The organism is Streptomyces sp. NPDC057654 (assembly GCF_042800135.1).
Taxonomy (GTDB): domain Bacteria; phylum Actinomycetota; class Actinomycetes; order Streptomycetales; family Streptomycetaceae; genus Streptomyces.
Window position 1 is genome coordinate 1 of sequence record NZ_JBHVHQ010001132.1, and the last position, 2,231, is coordinate 2,231.

General features: G+C 72.3%; 1 protein-coding gene. It reads right to left on the reverse strand.

Annotation, left to right across the window (positions count from 1 at the left end):
• Positions 1 to 38 precede the first annotated feature (38 nt).
• Positions 39 to 2,231: MFS transporter (locus tag ACFU99_RS41280; RefSeq protein ID WP_384403237.1), on the reverse strand; the 2,193-nt coding region annotated here is incomplete at its 5' end.

Below are 2,231 nucleotides of genomic sequence, written 5' to 3' on the forward strand. Positions count from 1 at the left end.
AACCGCGCCCCGGCCTCCGGAGTCTTGCGTGCCGCCGGTCAGTCGCCGGGGTGGGCGAGCTCGACGTCGTACCCGTCGACGCCGTGCCCGGCGACGTTCAGCGCCCCCGCGACCGGCGGGTAGCCGCTCGCGATGACGGTGTAGTCGCCCGCGTCCAGGTCGGTGAAGGCGTATGCGCCGTCCTCGCCGGTGGTGGCGGTGGCGACCACGTTCCCGGCCGCGTCGATCAGCGTGACCCGCGCGTCCGGCATGGGACGCCGGTCGGCCCCGGCCCGTACGGTGCCCTGCACGCGGGCGCCGGCCTGGAGCTCGATCTCCATGCGGGTGACGCCCTGGTGGCCGACCTCGACGGGGAGGGCGGCGGGCCGGTAGCCGGGCGCGTTCACGGCGATGGTGAACGTGCCGGGGGCCAGCTCGTCGAAGGTGAAGTCGCCCTGCGGCCCGGTCTTGCCGGTGGCGAGCACCTCGCCCCGCACATCGGTGACGACGACCATGGCCGCGTCGACCGGCGCGCCGGTCACGGCGGCGCGGACGAGGCCCGCGAGGCCGCTGGTGCCGGAGAGCAGGATGTCGTAGCCGAGCGGCTCGTCGCCGACGACGACGGTGGACGCCTGCGGCTGGTGGCCGTCGGCCGCCGCGATCAGCACGTACGAGCCGGAGCCCGGCGCGTACAGGGCGTACGCGCCGTCGCCCTGGGCCACGGCGCGGCCCAGCTGGCTGCCGCTCAGCGAGATCAGGGTGACCGCGGAACGGGCGACAGGCTGGCCGTCGGCGTTCTTCACGAACCCGCGGATCGCGGTGGAGCCGGGGGGCGGGCCGTCGCCGGTGGAGGCGAACGCCGCGAGGTGCTGCGGCTCGGGGGCGGTGGCGGGGGCCATGGCCGGGGCCAGTGCCTGGTCGCCGTCGGCCGTGCTGGGCGCGCCGACGAGGGCGGGCTCCAGCTCGGCGGTGCTCTCGAAGGAGTCGGCGGAGCTTGCCATCGCGGCCGTGGCGGGGGCCGTCGCGGGCGTCGAGTCGTCGCCGGACAGCGCCCGCTCGGTGCCGGACTTGCTGCGCAGCGCGACCTCCTTGACGAACAGGGTCAGGATGAAGGCGAGCAGCGCGCAGGGGGCCGCGTAGAGGAAGACGTCGCCGACGCCGTGCCCGTACGCGCTCTCCATGATGGTGCGGAAGGGCGCGGGCAGCTGGGACAGGTCGGGTATGCCCCCGCCGCCGGTGCCGCCGTGGCCCAGGGCCGCGCCCTTGGGACCGAGCTCCGCGACGCCCTCCTGGACGTAGTGGGTGACCCGGGTGCCGAGCACCGCGCCGAGCGCCGAGACGCCGACCGCACCGCCGAGGGAGCGGAAGAACGTGACGACGGAGCTGGCGGAGCCGAGGTCCTGCGGTGCGACCTGGTTCTGTGTGGCGAGAACCAGGTTCTGCATCATCATGCCGATGCCGAGGCCCATGAGCGCCATGTAGATGGCCAGGTGCCAGTACGGGGTGTCGTACCGCATGGTGCCGAGCAGGCCGAGGCCCGCGGTGAGCAGTACGCCGCCGGAGACCAGCCAGTACTTCCACCGGCCGGTCTTGGTGATCACCTGGCCGGAGACGGTGGAGGCGACGAACAGGCCCGCGATCATCGGGATCGTCATGACGCCGGACATCGTGGGGGTCTTGCCGCGCGCCAGCTGGAAGTACTGGGAGAAGAACACCGTGCCGGTGAACATCGAGATGCCGACGAACAGCGACGCGAGGGAGGTGAGGACGATCGTCTTGTTGCGGAACAGCCGCAACGGAATGATCGGCTCCTTCGCCTTCGACTCGATGTAGACGAAGAGCAGGGCGAGCACGATCGCGCCGCCGACCATGACGAAGGTCTGCCAGGAGAGCCAGTCGTAGTTCTTGCCGGCCAGGGTCACCCAGATCAGCAGCAGGGTGACGGAGGCGGCGACGAAGAACGCGCCGAACCAGTCGACCTTGACGTCCCGCTTGAGGACCGGGAGCTTCAGCGTCTTCTGGAGCACGATCAGCGCGATGATCGCGAAGGGCACGCCGACGTAGAAGCACCAGCGCCAGCCGAGCCAGCTGGTGTCGGTGATGACGCCGCCGAGCAGCGGGCCGCCGACGGTGGCGACGGCGAAGGTCGCGCCGAGGTAGCCGCTGTAACGGCCGCGCTCGCGCGGGGAGATCATCGCGGCCATCACGATCTGGGCGAGGGCGGAGAGGCCGCCGACGCCGATGCCCTGGAC